The sequence below is a fragment of the Companilactobacillus bobalius genome (genome assembly GCF_009764355.1).
In genome coordinates this window covers 222,868-239,853 of the sequence record NZ_LNUA01000031.1, presented here as the reverse complement: position 1 = coordinate 239,853, position 16,986 = coordinate 222,868, and the positions used below count along the sequence as shown (strand labels likewise).

Genomic DNA, 16,986 nt, shown 5'->3' with positions numbered 1-16,986 from the left:
TCCCATTACAATAATTTACTTTGAATGCTTTCATTAATTAATTAACAAATCCCTCTCTATCTAATATTTAAAAGAAATTGGAAACCCTCATAAAGCATTCATATCTTTCCCCCGACACTACTGGTAATGTCGTTGTGCATTCGTACAACAAAAACGAGCTCATCCCCCCTCAGATGAGCTTTTTTTATGTTCAAAACTTAATTGGTCTGAATAGATAAAAAAATAGACTCCCAATAAGGAAGTCTATTTTCATTTAATGTTTTGAAGCACTACTTGTTGCATCAACTTCAGGTTTGACCTCTTCTGCTTCTTCTTTAGAAGCACTAGCAGTTGCATCCACTGATGTTTCAGATTTCTCTGAAGCTCCGGAAGTAGCGTCAACCTTAGCGTTTGGATCTGGAACCAACATTTGACCAGTTTGTTTCAAGTATTCATTAACGATAGGTTTCAAATCAACAGCCCATTCATTAACACCTTTGTAATTACCTTCTTCATCATGCATAGCTTTGTAGTAATGCATAACATGATGATCGCTATCTCCTCCAGGTACTGGCATTGAAACTAAATCAGTCTTACCACTTCTCAACATGTGGATAACTTGTTTAACATGCTTAATAACACGCGCTTTACCTGGGTGAACTGCAGTCAATGAATCACCGACTTGAGCAGGTGTTCTCTTAGCCAACATCTTTTCAGTTGGTAAGAAACGATTGTAATAGATAAATTGATTATTTTCATCTACGTAAGTCAATTCAATCGGTGTAGTCTTCAACATGTAGTTCAACTGGTTAACAGTTAACAAACCACTATCCAACTTAACATAAGTATCACCATCTACAGCGTTAACCTTTTCAGCAGCTTTATTTATCCAATCAGGATCATCCATATCTACACCTTCTACAGTTGTATCTACTTTACCTGAAGCTGATAAATCTTCTTTTTCATAGTCGTCAGCATCGATCATATTAATCACCTTCGCAAACTTAATAAATTTTTGTAAAGTTGTATCAAGAAAGTCAACAGTACGTTGATCCTTCAATTCACCGTTATCATCAAAAGCTGTCTTAACGTTACCTAATAGGAATTCATTACCAGGCAAAACAACCGCATTAACTCCTGGTGCCTCTAAGATTTGTCTCAAGTGTAATTGAGCACGTGATGAACCTTGAGTATGATATGAGGCTCCTACGATCATGACTGGCTTGCCATCAAAAGGATGAATCTCATATGATAACCATTCAATAACATTCTTCAAAGCAGCTGGAACGGTATGGTTATGTCCAGGAGTTGCAATGATAACGCCGTCAGCTGACTTAACCTTGTTACTTAATTTTTGAATAACGGAACTATTTGTTTGATCGTCATCTTGACTGAACATTGGCACTTGATTGATATCCAAAACTTCAATATCAACAACACCCTCACAGTGCTTTGCAATGAAATTCAATAATGTGCGATTGTATGATTGGTCAGCGATTGAACCTGCAATACCTACTAATTTCATATTTACCTCTCCTAGTCCTTATCCCAAGAAAATTCTTTGGCTTTTTGTTTGTTAACTTCATTAGCATTATTTAATTGTTTTGATATATTCACGAAATCCAAGAAATCTTGGAACAACCCGTCTAATTGCTTAATAACCTTTTCATCCTTCAAGTCACCATTCTCATCAAAAGCTTGTAATGAGTGGCCCAATAGGAACTCCGAACTAGGCATAATTCTAGCTTTCAATTCTGGTGAATCCAGAATCTGACGCAATTGAGCTTGAGCACGTGATGAACCTAATGATCCATAAGAAGCTCCTGTAATCATAACTGGCTTATCCACAAATGGATGAATTCCATATGATAACCAAGCTAGTGCACTTGATAAAGCAGCTGGAATAGAATGATCGTATTCAGGTGTCGCAATAATCACACCGTCAGCGGCTTCAATTTTAGTAGCAATATCTAATGCTTCTTGAGGAACATATTTGTCAGCACTCTTCTTATAAATTGGAAGATTCTTGATCTCAACCAACTCAATTTCGGCAGCTGATTGGAAACGTTTCTTCATGTACTTCAATAATTCACGATTAGTTGACTTATTGGAATTAGATCCCACTATTGCAATAAATTTATTCATATTAGCAATCACCTTATTTATAATTATCTTACATGTTCATTGTAAATTCGTTCACAATATAAATCAACACAATTTTGGAATTGTTATGATATATAATTGTTATATTTTAAAAAACTTGTCACGTAGTCCACTAGTTGTCTGATATTCCAAATCTTTCGTGATGAAAATAGCTTCAACACCAGGTTGGCTTTCAATCAAAGTCAATCCTTTTTCGATACCTTGATAGAAACCAACGGTTGACCAAATCTCTCCATCAATTGATTTATCACTAACAATCGTCACGCTGGCAAGATTATTTTTGATAGGATAGCCCGTTTTGGAATCGAACATATGATGATATTCATGACCATCAATAACTAGTTTACGTTCATAAATACCTGACGTTCCAATTGACTTGGCCGTAGTATGCAAAACACCTAACGACACATCCCGCTTTTCTACTGGATTTTGGACACCGATATTCCACATCTTATCTTCATGAACACTGGGACCGACTAAAAGTACATTACCACCCAAATCGATAATGCCCGTTTCAACATTCATACTTAACCACAGGGCTTTGATTTTATCAGCAATATAGCCTTTAGCAATTCCACCTAGGTCAATTTCCATACCCTTTTCTTCCAAAAAGACAGTTTGCTGTTCATCGTCCAATTTGATCCTTTCAGGGTCAATGATACGTAAACGTTCTTTAATATCGGCATCACTGGGTTTGTTAGCACCTTTGAAACCTATTTTCCACAACTTAACCAATGGTCCAATCGCAACATTGAAACCTAAATGCTGACGACTAACTAATACTGCACGTTTGATTAAATCGTAAGTGTCAGTTGGTACCGCTACTGGTTTGATTCCAGCTGAATAATTGATGGACATAACTTCAGATTGATCACGATTGACGGTCAATTTATCTTCAAAATTTTTAATCAACTCGTAAGCTGCATCCAACTCTTCCTCTCCGGCTGGAGTCGCAACGGTCAGATTGATCAAGGTTCCTAGGGCATAATACTTCTTATTAACTAAACTCATTTTCATCCTCGATTTCAATTCCAGATTTATAAAACGTTCACAATGTCACAATTTAGAGTTATATTAACCATAACACCTTACGGAAATGGAGTGAATGATATGTTTGAGGATTCAAAACTAAATTGGAATGCTACTTATGATGTAATCGTCTTAGGCTTTGGTGGTGCTGGTGCTACTGCTGCAAGATTTGCGGCCGACAACAATGCTAAGGTCTTAATTACTGATTCAGCTCCCGAGGGTCATGAAGGTGGCAATACTCGCTACGCCGGACAAGTTATTTCTTCAGGTGACAACCTTGATGATTTGAGAAAATATTATCAAGATTTGGCCTACCCATTGGCTTATGATCAAGATTTAATGGAAACTTTCATTCAGGGATTGTACAAAATTCCTGATTATCTAGAAAAATATTTGGGTGTAAAACCTTTTGTTATGGGTCAACATCCAGAATCACCTGTTTCCAAAGCTTTATACTTTATGGCTCACGAATATCCCGAATTTAGAGGTCAAGCTACCCATGAACTAGTTGCTGTCCATGAAGGTGTGGCCGATTCAGCTTTATGGAAGAATTTACGTCAACAAGTTCTCGACCGTGCTGATAAAATTGATGTCCTTTATCAAACACCTGCAAAGCACTTAATTCAAAATCCAGAAACTAAGGCAATTGTCGGAGTTCAAATTGAACGTGACGGTAAATTATTAAACGTTAAAGCCAATAATGGTGTTGTAATGGCAACTGGTGGTTTTGAAAACAATCCTAAAATGATTGAAAACTACTTAGGCGAAACTAGCTTGAATCCCATTGGTTCTCTCTACAACAAAGGTATTGGCGTCAAAATGGCTAGCGAGGTCGGTGCTCAACTTTACAACATGAACAATTATGAATCATACGGTATCTTCCATGGGTTGACACCTAAACCTGCCAAAGGCCAACGTTCACAATTTTTGCCATTTGACTGGCCCGCTTTCCATCAAGGCAGCTTGATTGTTGTCGGTGACGATGGAACTCGTTACTTCGATGAAAATGAAATCCACAGACACGGTCACATTCAAGACCACGGCAACTGGAGAATCCCTCTAGCTCAACGTCATCCCTACGTCGTCTTTGATCAAAAGAAGTACGATGAATTATCTAACGATAAAAATGCTCCTTACCCAGAATTTTTGAAAGCTGTCGTTAAAGCTGACAATCTTGAAAGTTTGGCCAAAGTTTTGGATGTCGATGTTGATAAGTTGCAAAAAACTATTACAGACTTCAATTACTTTGCCGAACAAAAACGTGACTATGCTTTCAATCGTGATCCTGAAACCTTGACTGCTTTTGACGATGGTCCTTATTATGCTCTAGCAATGGTGCAAGGTCTATTGAATACTCAAGGTGGTCCAGTTCACAACTCTCATGCCGAAGTGGTCGACAACGATGATCAAGTAATCCCTCATCTTTATGCTGCCGGTGAATTAGGTAGTTTGATGGGACGTCAATACAACGGTGGTAGCATTTAGCCGAGAATTTAATCTTTGGTAAGATTGCTGGTGAAAATGCTGCTAGTGTAAAATCTGAAGCTACTACCACAAATGTTGATGCTCAAACTTCAGCCAGCATCCATGAAGAAGGACTCGGTTCCGATATTGCCGAAGAACATTTCGAAACAAATGATAATCAATATATCGGTAAATCAACTGCCGGTATGGGTAACGAAATCGTTGTCCGTGTCACAGTTGATGACGACAAAAATATTCAAGATATCGAAGTTTTGAAACAAAGTGAATCCGACGACTACGGTTTGAAAGCTGTTGAAGAACTTCCAAAAGAAATCGTCGCTAAGAATTCTGTCGATGTCGATACCGTTTCTGGTGCTTCAGCTTCAAGTAAAGCCATTAAAGAAGCCGTTCAAAATGCTTTAAATAAAGTTGAATAAAAAAAGCCAACAATATAGATTTAATTGTCGACTTCAATTTCATGAGCTAACCTCTTCAGGTTAGCTTTTTTGTTTATTTTTTATCAAAAAAATGGAGAAACACGTCTGTGTTTCCCCTGGGAGGTATTTCTCAATTCATTATCTAATACAGTCATTATATAATTAATGCGAGTAAATTTATATAGCTTAGGGAAATTTATAACATTTTTTTGATATTCTTTGATTTGTAAAATAATCTTCTTTGAAAAGGCATACATATGAATTGTTAAAAATTTGCACGACAAATTTAAAATCGAAAAAGTTATCAGCCGTGCAAACTTTCGTGCAAAGTCATTTGATTTTCTCTGACATTCTTGGATTTTTACAAATAAAAAAAAGCCTTGAATGCTGATCTAACAGTATTCAAAGGCTCTTCTTTTTTAACTGACATTCTTATTATGCCGTGTGCAGGAGTCGAACCTGTGACCGCCGGTTTACGATACCGATGCTCTACCAACTGAGCTAACACGGCAAGAAAAAGAAATCCTATAAAAAAAATACATCTAATTCAAATGAACTAGATGTATTTCTATTGAAGACACCTAGGATTTCCTAAGTATTTATAACTCCGGATGTCAGACTCGAACTGACGACACCCTGATTAACAGTCAGATGCTCTACCAACTGAGCTAATCCGGAATAATTCAATAGCTCTTTAACAGAACTATTAAATCTTATCAATCTATTGGGATTGAGTCAATACTTATTTGGCATTTTCTTTAGTAATTTTTGTAATTCCACCCATGTATGGTACCAATACGTCAGGAATTGTAACTGATCCATCTTCATTTTGGTAATTTTCAAGGATAGCAGCTACGGTACGACCTGCAGCAAGTCCTGAACCATTCAAAGTATGTGCCAACTTTGTCTTACCATTTTCGTCACGGTAACGGATATGAGCACGACGAGCTTGGAAGTCAAGACAGTTTGAACAACTTGAAACTTCACGATACTTGTCTTGAGCAGGCATCCAAACTTCAAGATCGTATGTCTTAGCTGAACTGAAACTGGCATCCCCACTTGAAAGTACGATAACGTGATATGGTAGTCCTAATTGTTTCAAAATATTTTCAGCATTAGCTGTCAATTTTTCTAGTTCATTGTATGATTCTTCTGGTTTTGTAACCTTAACCATTTCAACTTTATTGAATTGGTGCATACGGATCAAACCACGAGTATCACGACCAGCACTACCTGCTTCTGAACGGAAACAAGGTGTTAGAGCTGTAACGTACTTAGGTAAGTCTTTTTCATTCAAAATCTTACCGGCAAAGTAGTTTGTCAAAGGTACTTCAGCTGTAGGAATCAAAGTTAGTGGGTTTTCATCAACCATAACTGTATAAACGTCTTCAGTAAACTTAGGGAATTGACTTGTACCAAACATGGCATCGTTGTTTACCAAGTATGGAGGGATAACTTCTGTATAGCCTTCCTTTTGGTGTTGATCCAACATAAAGTTGTAAACAGCACGTTCAAGTCTAGCACCCATGCCAATGTAGTAAACAAAACGTGAACCAGCAACTTTAGTAGCTTGTTCAAAGTCTAAGATTCCTAGTTCTTCACCGATATCCCAGTGATGACGAGGTTTGAAACCTTCCTTAGGAATAGCACCGACTTTACGGATTTCAACGTTAGTACTTTCATCAGGTCCAACAGGAACTGAATCATCAGGAATATTAGGTAGACGAACTAAGATATAGTTCATTTTTCCTTCTGTTTCTTCAAGCTCAGCATCCAAGTCCTTAATGTCTGAACCAACTTGCTTCATAGCAGCAATTTCGTCACTGGCATCTTCTTTATTACGTTTCTTAGTAGCGATACCTTGAGAAACAGTGTTTCTCTTTTCTTTAAGGGTTTCACTCTTAACTAATAATTCACGACGTTTGCTGTCATAGCCAAGCAATTCATCAATTTCATCACTAGTTACTCCACGTGATGCTAACTTGTTCTTGATCCATTCTGGATCTTTTCTAATCAATTTGATATCTAACATTGAGATTCTCCTTTTTGATTTTTGGCTTGAGAGAGTTTGTACTCTTTTTTGGTTTGGGGTGAAATTTTTTTTGATAACCATTGTTCTATTTTTTATAGTGGAAACGAGCTTCGCAGGGACAACTCCTTCCGGTTAAGTCAACTTATCTCTGCCGGCGCTTCGCTACCGACTGAGATAAGTAGTCTTAATCCTCGGGAGCTGAACGCCCCTGCTCCGCTCTCTACAAAAAAAGGCCGATTCATCCCAATAAAGGGACGAATCGACCATTCGCGGTACCACCCAGTTTCAGTGTACGCAAATACACTGCACTTTCAGACTTTATCGGATCAACCCGAACGGCATTACCCGTTGCCAGAATGCTGGAATAAAAGCCTTTGCGATTTTCACCAACCATCGCTTCTCTGAAAGGTTTATGAGTAGGCACTCTCTTAGCGTTATATTCATTTCTAATAATAATTTAAACTAACTTAAATATCAATAGCGGTTGTGTTTTTGTTCATGTTTTACATCGATATCTTCTAGTTTCAAAAACTTAGTCTTATATCTAATCTTGTAGTAAAGCCAACATACGAACAAAATAATCAATCCACTATAACTAATCAATAATCTTCCGATATTGAAATCTACCATTGATCTTACGTCTTGTCCTAAGATAATAATAATTCCTAAAACAATGGCTAAAATTGGTCCAAATGGGAACCACTTTGCTTTATAACGAAGATCATCTAGATCATAGCCTTTATACAAGTATGCTTTTCTGAAACGGTAATGTGAAAAGGCTATTCCTAACCATGCAATGAATCCGGTTAGTCCTGATGCGGCAACTAACAATTCATAGAATGAATCACCATACAAACTTGTAAACAAGGCGATGGCTCCAACTAAAGCTGTTAATAATAGTGAAAATACGGGAACGCCTCGACCATTGGTTCTTTGGAAAGCCTTTGGTGCCATGCCTTGTTTACTCATTGACCAGAGCATACGGCTGGCAGCATATAATCCTGAATTAGCAGCAGAAATAACTGATGTTAAAATAACGGCATTCATTACTCCAGCAGCTAGTGGAATACCAACTTTTTTGAAGACAATAGTAAATGGACTGATAGCAATATCGCCAGCTCCTGATCCTAATAAGTTAGGACTTGTATAAGGAATCAAGGCACCGATAACGGCGATTGACAATATGTAGAATAACAAGATTCTCCAGAAGACTTGCTTGATAGCCTTAGGTATACTCTTCTCGGGTGTAGCAGATTCACCTGCGGTAATTCCGATCAACTCGGTACCCTGGAACGAAAAACCAGCTACAACGAATACACTCAGAATTGCCGGTATTCCACCAACAAATGGTGCTTTCTTGTAAGTGTAGTTAGTTAAACCAACAAAATTTTGATTGCCTAGAATACCTAAAATACTCAAGATACCAACAATCAAGAAGATGATTACAGCAATAACTTTAATTGATGATAACCAATATTCAGTTTCACCAAATGATCCAACTGAAATAAAATTAATTACTAGTAAAACAATCATAAAAGTTAAACTTATTTTCCATGATGTCCAACTTGGGAACCAATACTTAACAACCAATGAAATAGTTGATAAGTCTACCGCTAAGGTAATAGCCCAGTTAAACCAATAATTCCAACCTAAAGCAAAGCCAAAGGCTGGATCGATAAATTTAGTTGCGTAAGTTGCAAAGGAACCGGAGACCGGCATATAAGTTGCCATTTCTCCCAAACTTGTCATCAAGAAATAGACCATGATACCGATAGCCGCATAAGCTATCAGAGCTCCTCCAGGTCCTGCGGTTGAGATTGAAGAACCACTGGCAACAAATAATCCAGTTCCAATCGAACCTCCTAACGCAATCATTGATAGATGACGAGTCTTTAACGACCGACTCACATCATTATTTTCCATCTTTCATTCCCCTTTTATTTGGACATAAAAAAAGTCCCTATTATCAGAGGAACTACTGACAATAAGGATTATAATTATCCCAATAATCAATAGCTCAACGTTTTTCAAAAAATAAGAAACTCATTCTCTGAACGTACGACAGTCTACCACCTATTAAGTAATAGCCCAATCAACTTTATCAAGTAGGGATAAAATGATTTCGGCAACTTTTCCTTTAATGTTTTTTCAAGGTACCCTATCGTACTCCAAAACACGACTAATAAAAATTGCGCCTCTATCTGATTACAAAATATTATAAATAAATGTTAAGATAGTAGCAAGTAGTGTTTCTTATATTTATTAATCTTTTTAAATTAACAATTTAACATTGCCGGGGGAAACAAACATGTTGGAGCAAATTTTCTTAGTTAAGCAAGACGTAGAGAAATATCGAATGCTAACTGTTATTAAGTCGCTACCTCCTCGTGAAGTAAACTTGAGTAATATTAGTAGTAGATTACAATTTACGTACCAAAAAACATATAACATTTTCCAAGCACTGCTAGAAGATTTTGCCGATGTCGCCCCTGATATCGATCCTAGTGACACTAAGATTGAGTCAATCGACTTTAGTAAAATTTTCATTGATACTTACCGCCTATACTTAGTTAAGAACTCGGTAGTTTTTCAGGCCTTTAATTATGGCCTGACCAGTGCTAATCCATCATTTGAGAGTTTCAGTAACGAACACTTTACTAGTAAATCAACTCTCAATCGTCGAATGTCCAAATTCAGAGCCTTCCTTAAAAACTTTGGACTTAAAATTTCCAATTCAACCCTTGAGATCAAGGGTAATGAGAAAAATATCCGATGGATGGCTTATTATGTCTATTGGTATACTTACCATGCTCAAGAATGGCCATTTAGCCTTATTCAAGAGAACTCAATCGATCAAATTATTGCCAAAGCGGGAATAACTTTTGACAATCCAATCGTACATTTTCAACTGAAGTATTTCTTGGCAATCTCCAGAATTCGTTTGATCAAACGAAATTATATTGAAGATTTGCCATATTACAACGTTGTCTTCGATAATCAACAACTAGGTGAAGAGATTTTAACTCACGATGATTATCCAATTGTGCCACTAGATGCCTTACATAATGAAAATAAGCTGATCAATCTCTTTAGAAAGACAGCCTTTCAACCTAGTGACACCGCCTTTGAACAACCAATCAATACTAATGCTCGTATTAATCCGAAGTTCTACGCGCTCGTTTATCACTTTATAGATTTTCTTAAAGAGCATTATCACGATGATATGACTGTTTATCATAATCAAAAGACTTTGAAGCACATCATGACTTATGTCACCCGTGATATTGTTTTCTATTACATCATGGCGCCATATTCCTTGATGCATCTCGATACAATGTACGCTGAGGGTAATGAACAATCATATACTGACTTGTACAAAGACGTTTATACCTTCTTCTCAAATGTTGATCAAAATGAATTTCCGGGCATTTATAATGCGGCTGAATTAATTTCAAAAGATTTATATCAAATCTTGCCAAGTTATATTTCAACAATTCGTGAAGAAGATTTCATCCGTGTTAAAGTCTTAATTGACCCAGGTAATCAGGCCGCTGAGGTTGCTTTAAGAACAGTTCGTAATCTCGAATTCGTTGAAGTAGTTCCAAGTAACGTTTACGATGATGTCGACGTCTTAATCACTTCATTGGATGTCTTACCATTGGATATCGAGAAAAAGAAGTATCCAGGAAATCTTAAAGTCATTCCCTGGGATATTTCCTCCACTAGGCCAGACTATATCTGGTTATTGATTCAATTGAATCAAATCTACGTCAAAAAACTTAAAAATAAAATCACCACAAATAAAAAGAAAAAAGTTTTGTAAAGAAATAGACGAACTCATAACGAGTCCGTCTATTTTTTTACAATGAATTAATTGCTGTCCAATTTAAAGTACCAGTATATTGACCAGCCTCATTTTCTTTACTAGTATCATTCTCCAATAATAGACCTGAATTATTTGTCCAATCATCAGAAATATCATCAACTGTCTTCGTTTGAAAATGTTTTTTCATAATCAAGCCGCCTTCACTGTGAACTACGTCGGTACTAAAATACCGAGCTTCTAGGAACATTCCATACTTGCCAACTAGTATTTCAACTAGTCAGTAGAGGTTACTAAGGCTTGTTCCAAGCCAATATTTAATATGTTTTTACTTGCATTGACATCTCTATCATGGTGAATACTACAATTTGGACAATCCCATTCTCGAATGTTTAATCCGTGTTTACCATCGTCATAACCACAGTTAGAACAAATTTGACTAGTTTTGAATGGATTAACTATCAAAAGTTTTTTACCATACCATTCACACTTGTATTCAAGCATTAGTCTTAATGCACTCCATGATTGGTTGGCAATAACACGTGATAATTTATGATTCTTAAGAAGATTTTTGGTTTTCAAATCTTCAATTACAATCATGTCATTATTTTCAACTAATTCACGAGTTATCTTATGAAGATAGTCTTTCCTTTGATTAGCTATTTTTTCACTGTATTTAGCTACCATGAGCTTAGCCTTTATATAATTACTGTACTGTTCTAAAGTTTTTGGGTCACTCAATCCAAATTTTTTCTTGTATTGAATGTCCCTCAAAGCCTGAGTACGTCTTCTAGCTAATCGTTTTTCCCAATGGTGTTTCTTTTTAGCTAATTTTTTATCAAACCGTATAGCCTTATATTTTCTACCGTTTGAACAAATGACTAGATCAGAAACACCATATCAATTCCAACTGATTTATTAGTCTTAGGTAATTGCTCTGGTTCTTCATCAACCGTTAAAACAGCATAATACTTGCTAGTAGATGACTTACGAATCGTAACGTACTTGATGATACTAGGAATTGATTTCTTGTTCTTATATTTCATTACTCCAAGTTTAGGAAGTTTTATATAAGAGTTATCAATGATCTCAACGTTGTTATTTACGAACTTAGATTGATAACTTTGTTTGGGAAACTTCTTGCTCTTGAAACGAGGAAACTTACGCTTTTTACTAAAGAAACCCCTATATGCCTCAAACAAATCTTTATTAGTGGCCTGAAGACTGGTGCTTTCAGCTTTCTTTTACCGGATAAAACACCAACAAATACCGTAAAAAATCTAAAAAGAATATCGGTTAGAGAACGGCTCAAGAAATACCCGGAAACAAAATCACAATTATGGAGTGGCCATCTTTGGTCTTCAAACTATTTTATGAGCACATTAGGAAATGCATCTAAAAAATTGTAATAGAATGTGTTAATTAACAATTAAAAAATATAATAATGGTCGTCCAAAATATTGAAAAAACTCGGTAATAAATTACCGAGTTTTTTCAATTGACGACCTTTATAAAAGCTTTTATTTCATAAAATGAATCATTTTTAACCTAAATTGAGTTATTCAAAGTCCAACTAATTGTTCCTGTATATTTTCCACTAGAAACTAGATCACCATCTGAATGCAACAAGATTCCAGTATTTTTCGACCAGCCCTTAGTCACATCAAAGGTACCCGTCTCCGACTTTTCAATTTCTGAATTACTAATAAGTGTTGGTGAATTCAAATCAGCTACCTCACCTTGGGCATCCCGATAAAACATTTCACCATCAAAAGTCTCACTATCGTCGTTCACTAAAGAAGTACCACTGGCTGACAGAGACCACGATGAATCCTGAGCAATCACATTGACCTGCCAATCGTCATTTCGACGTACATCTCCAGAATAATATGATTGGATATTAGCAAATGAAAAGTTACCATCACCTAAATCAAGTTTCAACGATTGCGCATCAACTGTCACCGTAAAGGTCTTCGTCTCTGATTTATTATTGTAGTGATCATTGGCTGAAATTGTTATCGTGTGTGTACCTGGGCCTAGAATCTCTTGTTCAGGTAAGTCAGTTCCGGCGTCAGAACTACCATAAAACGGAAGTGAAAAATCAATCTTCTTATTGTCATCAGTAGCCGTGACTGCCATTTGACTCAAATTTTTACCATCAACTGTCACATTTAAAAGAGCTCCCTCACTTTCAAAGGCACTACCATCAGCATAAGTAAGTGAACCCTTCAAATTGGTACTAGTAATAGTTGAAATCTCAGTTGATGACAAACTAGCATCCAAATTTAGAGTTTTGATTTTAGGATTACGGATAACAAAATCAGTTGCCATTGCATCACCAATATAAGTATCACTGGCAAAATGAACATGACTAGATGCTACCTTCGTATTGTCAGCAACCGTTGTTGGCGTGGTACCAGTTAAAGTAAGCGTAGCCTGATTATTAGTCGTATTCAACACGTTCGTAACCAAACTGATTGTGTGGGTCAAAACACCAGTCTTATTAGCTGTGTCAATTTCTGAATTAGAAATATTCTCCGTATTGCCATTAGCAAATTTAATTGAAGCACCATAATTTAAAGTAACGTTTTTGGGCACATCAATTGTCGTTTTGATTTTACCAACATCTTCTTGTCCACCATTGTATTTCAAATCGTACTGTAACTTCAGATTATCGCCAGCATTGATTTCTTTATAATTAGAAGTCAATTCGCGATCATTTTGAGTAGAGTCGAAGATTTTAGCATCAACTGAAACATCAGCCAATGAAGATAATTGTTCATAAATCAACTGAGATTCACTTGCTCCCGTATTACCAGCACCAACAAAACCCCAAGTAACCTTTTTATCACTGCCTAAATTAAATTTACTCAAGTCGATTTCGACCGTTTTATCTGCCTCGATTGGATTTGTAGCAGAATCTACTCCAGTATTAGTGTTAGGTGTACCATCAATATTTTTATCATTGAATTTATAAGTAATATTGGCCGTCTTACCATCATTATTCGGATTATATAGAATCGAAACATGATGCCAACCGCTATTTGTACCAATCGTCCGATAAATTGGTGACTGATGAATCAATGAATAAGCCCCATTACTCAGTGGTGAATAAGATTGCTCATCATCAGGATATCCCGAAGCAATGTGAACCTTGTCACTGACTAATTGAGTACTATCCAAACTCGAATCTTTGTCAAAAGCATCATTCACGTTCCCACTGACGTTAGGATAATTATCAAATTCTAGTGCCCAACTATTTTGAATAGCGTTCGCCAAATGGGATGTATTCTGATCCGCTGCCCAAACACCTAATGTTTCCATTGGTGCCGTCGCATTGCCATTCAAAGTCGACAAAGCATTAGTGCCATTAGGATCGTTTTGCATAACGAATGCTAATCCACCACCACTAGCAGTGTCTACAGGAGTTTTTATCCAAAATGAAAAATAAGCATTCTTAGTGACATCCATCTTATTCTTCTCATTTGACCATAAAATCCCATTATTATTTTTACTACTCCAAAAAGTCATGTAAACCGTATTACTCAAAGTATTATTAACAACAGCGGCTGCATTCGTTCCACCATTGATCAAACTGGATGGTTTAGTAAAAATACCATCTTTTGCTGGTCTACCTATGATAGAACCATTCGGTGTATATCCCAAGACATCATCATTACTTAGCCCAGTTGGCGTATCATCAGCTTTAACTGTCGTTGCACTAAAAAGAACAATCATAATACTGGCAAAAAATAATAGAACATTCTGCCAAAGATTTTTAGTCTTCAAATTAACGCCCTCCTTCAGCCTACTCATCAAGCTTATTATATTCTCAATAAAATAATATCTCCACCTTAATTAAAAGAATAAAAAAATACCTCAAGCATTATTTGCTTGAGGTATCGGTAGCTTATTTCTTATGACGAGATGATCTTGTATTACCAGATCTAGTAGTCTTATTAGGATCATTCTTTGGTTTTCCACCAAATCTCAATCCACTACGACCTTTAGGTCCTTTACCGTTCTTATTACGTTGTGAATAGTACAAGTACATCCAAACAACAATTACGATTAAAACAATAATTCCAATGATGATACCAATCCACTGCTTATTATTACTTTCCTGCTTAGGATTGATGGCATCTTTAACACTATCGACTTCTTTTTGTTGAACCGATATATTTTTATCAAATGATTGAGAAAATCCAGAATCATTTTTCAAAGTAATATGTGCTTTATAAGTTCCCGATGTCAACTTACTAATCGGAATAAAGTAATTGAATTGTGAATTAGGCGCAATTTGCAAATTGTCAGCGTTGTACTTAATCGTCTTACCATTATGTTTGATGTGAGCAGTCAATTTAACTTTATTAATGTTAATCGGAGCTGTGTTATCTAACATATAAGAAATACCAGTTGAACCCGCCACAGCCCTTGGAGCAGCTGAAGTTAAATGCATACTAGGCATTACTCCATCGTCTTTTGAACGTAGAACAACACCCTTAACGTAACGCACTTGATTCTTGATATTGATATTTTTTGACTTAGTAGGACTGACTGACGCTGTGGTCGTGACTCCACCAAGAATAATTCCGGCGTATTCTGAATCTGGAGATTTAACTTTGAATTCAACCGTCTTATTCTCACCAGTATCCAACTTAACAACTTGTTTCCTTGAACCATCAACTAATGAAGTCAATGAAGGAAGCTTAGACTTATACAATTTAGTATTGTATTTATCATAGCCAATCACACCTGAGTCAGCTGTATAAGCATTGTTAACCTCAGCAGTAACTGTAATTGGTTTCGTACCAGTATTCGCAATTAAAACTTTTAAAGTTTGTTCCTTCTTAGGAGTTACCTTCAAATCAAAATATGATTCATTCTTGTCAATTTGATTGTCAGGTAAAATTGCTTGAATAGCATAAGATTTGTCTGGTGCTGCCTTCACCGTTGTTGCTGGTAAAAAGGCAATTAATAACATCAACAATGTTGAGAAAAATAATATTATTCGTTTTTTCATATTTTTAACTCCTACCTGAATACCAAATGGCCCAGAAAATAAGGAAAATCAATGATACTAAGACACAGACAATCAAAATATAAGTTGTGGTCTTGTTATAGATCAAGCCTTTACAACGTTTGTTGATATCATTCGCCTGATCTTGCGTAATTTTATATGTCTTATGGAAAGTCCAAGTAGCTTTTCCACTTCGGGCCGCACCCTTAACAACATATTCACCCGCTTGAATTGGTGTCTGATTCTGATCAAAATCAACCGGAATAGCTGAATTAGGTGCAACTTTATTATACGTCGTATCGGCAACCATTTCCTTAGGTCCCAAATTGAAACGATCCAACCAACTCTTACGTTTTACAGTCATATGAACGATAACATTCTTCATCTGACCAGGTTCTTTATTTTGCAAATTGATAATAATATGCGGTTTTCGACTAATTACGTCCAAAGCCAAATTATGTAAACTGATAATACCACCAACAGCTTTATTGTTGCCCGTTATCCAGACTGCAACATTGGCATTACCTTTGGCACCATCCCTAGCTGCATCATAGATGTTAAATCCACCCATAACTAATCCTTCTATCTTATCAGATGGCAATTTAATTTTAAAAGTCACATCTTTAGTCTTATTCGGCTCCAAAACTAAGGTCTGTGGCTTGGTCATATCGGCAAAAGCATATTTCAAACCATACTGACCTGCACGAACCTTGTCTGTATAGACGATTTTACCATCCATGGAAGTTGTTGCATTTGTTGGTACAATTCTCAAACGTAGTTTATTAATACTGAAATTACCAATAGAAATCTTAACTGTACGTGTAGCATTCGGTTTGCCAACAATATCAAACCTATCAGTAACATCACTATTAGCATCCTCAATTAAGGGAGTCACTGTAACATTACTAATATCGGCCTTCACGACAGTGTTGTTAAACGTTATAAAGCCTATAAAGGCAAAGAATACCATTGATAGAAAATAGATTATTTTTTTATTCATTGTTCTGCCCCTGATAATTACTTCACCTCTAATAATACT

Annotated in this window: 13 protein-coding genes, 2 tRNA genes, 1 pseudogene and 1 riboswitch; of the genes and pseudogenes, 3 read left to right on the top strand and 13 right to left on the bottom strand. The window is 36.3% G+C overall.

Annotated features, from left to right (window positions below):
• Positions 1-253: 253 nt before the first annotated feature.
• The 3 genes from ATN92_RS05665 to ATN92_RS05655 all read right to left on the bottom strand — a co-directional run bounded on the left by ATN92_RS05665 (position 254) and on the right by ATN92_RS05655 (position 3,153).
• Complete coding sequence (locus tag ATN92_RS05665) at positions 254-1,504, bottom strand: NAD(P)H-dependent oxidoreductase (protein WP_056953601.1); 1,251 nt, start codon at positions 1,502-1,504, stop codon at positions 254-256.
• 11 nt (positions 1,505-1,515) lie between these two features.
• Positions 1,516-2,124 (bottom strand): NADPH-dependent FMN reductase, encoded by a 609-nt coding sequence (locus tag ATN92_RS05660; protein WP_056953599.1) that lies wholly within the window; start codon positions 2,122-2,124, stop codon positions 1,516-1,518.
• A 99-nt stretch (positions 2,125-2,223) separates the two neighbouring features.
• The gene (locus tag ATN92_RS05655) at positions 2,224-3,153 is read right to left on the bottom strand and encodes an FAD:protein FMN transferase (RefSeq protein ID WP_056953597.1); all 930 of its coding nucleotides are present in this window, start codon (positions 3,151-3,153) and stop codon (positions 2,224-2,226) included.
• A 99-nt stretch (positions 3,154-3,252) separates the two neighbouring features.
• Between ATN92_RS05655 and ATN92_RS05650 the strand changes: the two are divergent.
• Positions 3,253-5,072, top strand: a pseudogene (locus tag ATN92_RS05650) (FAD-binding protein).
• Positions 5,073-5,510: 438 nt separating this feature from the next.
• Here ATN92_RS05650 and ATN92_RS05645 read toward each other — a convergent pair.
• The 4 genes from ATN92_RS05645 to ATN92_RS05630 all read right to left on the bottom strand — a co-directional run bounded on the left by ATN92_RS05645 (position 5,511) and on the right by ATN92_RS05630 (position 9,027).
• A tRNA-Thr gene (locus ATN92_RS05645) sits at positions 5,511-5,583 on the bottom strand.
• 94 nt (positions 5,584-5,677) lie between these two features.
• Positions 5,678-5,750: transfer RNA gene (locus ATN92_RS05640), tRNA-Asn, on the bottom strand.
• Between the two features lie 64 nt (positions 5,751-5,814).
• Positions 5,815-7,104, bottom strand: a complete 1,290-nt coding sequence (serS, locus tag ATN92_RS05635) for a serine--tRNA ligase (protein WP_056953595.1) — start codon at positions 7,102-7,104, stop codon at positions 5,815-5,817.
• 474 nt (positions 7,105-7,578) lie between these two features.
• Positions 7,579-9,027 carry an amino acid permease gene (locus ATN92_RS05630; protein ID WP_056953593.1) on the bottom strand — a complete coding sequence of 483 codons (1,449 nt, stop codon included), beginning with the start codon at positions 9,025-9,027 and terminating at the stop codon, positions 7,579-7,581.
• Positions 9,028-9,109: 82 nt separating this feature from the next.
• Positions 9,110-9,312, bottom strand: a riboswitch (Lysine riboswitch).
• Positions 9,313-9,412: 100 nt separating this feature from the next.
• On the opposite strand from ATN92_RS05630, the gene ATN92_RS05625 reads away from it, so the two are divergent.
• Positions 9,413-10,927: a helix-turn-helix domain-containing protein gene (locus tag ATN92_RS05625; RefSeq protein ID WP_056953591.1), complete on the top strand. Its 1,515-nt coding sequence runs from the start codon at positions 9,413-9,415 to the stop codon at positions 10,925-10,927.
• A gap of 37 nt (positions 10,928-10,964) precedes the next feature.
• Here the strand turns inward: ATN92_RS05625 and ATN92_RS05620 are convergent, their stop codons facing one another.
• The 3 genes from ATN92_RS05620 to ATN92_RS18725 form a co-directional block, all read right to left on the bottom strand.
• A complete protein-coding gene (locus tag ATN92_RS05620; protein WP_156638767.1) occupies positions 10,965-11,117 on the bottom strand; it encodes a hypothetical protein in 153 nt (50 codons plus the stop codon).
• 86 nt (positions 11,118-11,203) lie between these two features.
• Positions 11,204-11,776 carry an RNA-guided endonuclease TnpB family protein gene (locus ATN92_RS18730; RefSeq protein ID WP_234032522.1) on the bottom strand — a complete coding sequence of 191 codons (573 nt, stop codon included), beginning with the start codon at positions 11,774-11,776 and terminating at the stop codon, positions 11,204-11,206.
• Between the two features lie 32 nt (positions 11,777-11,808).
• The gene (locus ATN92_RS18725) at positions 11,809-11,973 is read right to left on the bottom strand and encodes a hypothetical protein (RefSeq protein WP_234032517.1); all 165 of its coding nucleotides are present in this window, start codon (positions 11,971-11,973) and stop codon (positions 11,809-11,811) included.
• A 69-nt stretch (positions 11,974-12,042) separates the two neighbouring features.
• Here ATN92_RS18725 and ATN92_RS05610 point away from each other — a divergent pair, with 69 nt between their 5' ends.
• Positions 12,043-12,336, top strand: a complete 294-nt coding sequence (locus tag ATN92_RS05610) for a transposase (protein ID WP_143444178.1) — start codon at positions 12,043-12,045, stop codon at positions 12,334-12,336.
• Positions 12,337-12,475: 139 nt separating this feature from the next.
• Here ATN92_RS05610 and ATN92_RS05605 read toward each other — a convergent pair whose 3' ends face one another.
• The 3 genes from ATN92_RS05605 to ATN92_RS05595 all read right to left on the bottom strand — a co-directional run bounded on the left by ATN92_RS05605 (position 12,476) and on the right by ATN92_RS05595 (position 16,947).
• Positions 12,476-14,716 carry an L-type lectin family protein gene (locus tag ATN92_RS05605; RefSeq protein WP_056953587.1) on the bottom strand — a complete coding sequence of 747 codons (2,241 nt, stop codon included), beginning with the start codon at positions 14,714-14,716 and terminating at the stop codon, positions 12,476-12,478.
• 121 nt (positions 14,717-14,837) lie between these two features.
• Positions 14,838-15,950 (bottom strand): DUF916 domain-containing protein, encoded by a 1,113-nt coding sequence (locus ATN92_RS05600; protein ID WP_087721267.1) that lies wholly within the window; start codon positions 15,948-15,950, stop codon positions 14,838-14,840.
• Between the two features lie 4 nt (positions 15,951-15,954).
• A complete protein-coding gene (locus tag ATN92_RS05595; protein WP_056953584.1) occupies positions 15,955-16,947 on the bottom strand; it encodes a WxL protein peptidoglycan domain-containing protein in 993 nt (330 codons plus the stop codon).
• Positions 16,948-16,986: the final 39 nt, after the last annotated feature.